The 339-nt window shown below is 50.4% G+C and carries 1 protein-coding gene; it reads right to left on the reverse strand.

Annotation, left to right across the window (positions count from 1 at the left end; all coding sequences use genetic code 11):
* Positions 1–287, reverse strand: a 287-nt coding sequence (priB, locus tag ACYP03_RS25025; protein WP_459782529.1) for a primosomal replication protein N, incomplete at its 3' end; no start/stop codon positions are given.
* Between the last annotated feature and the right edge of the window lie 52 nt (positions 288–339).

A 339-nucleotide genomic window follows, 5' to 3' on the forward strand; every position in this document is an offset into this window, starting at 1 on the left:
TGATCGGCATGCAACACTAACTTACCTATGCCATTCCGGCCGGTTTGCCACGAGATAAATCCCCCGGCTTTAATGTTGCTTCCGACAGCTAAATCATGAGTGAGTACTTGTTGACCTTTACCGCTGACCACCACATTGATGTAACAATACACCTGTCGGGTTAAATCGGCTTCCACCTGGTTGGAACGATGCTCAAGCACAAAATGGCAATGAGGAACGCCCGCAGGGGACTGGCTTCGTTTGGGATGCTTGGCAACAGTGCCAGACAGCTCCAGACGATTGGTCATGCAATGATTACTCAGCGTCGGCCATTAGACCTTCAGATTGTGCATCTGCACG

The sequence above is a fragment of the Photobacterium sp. R1 genome (genome assembly GCF_054600795.1).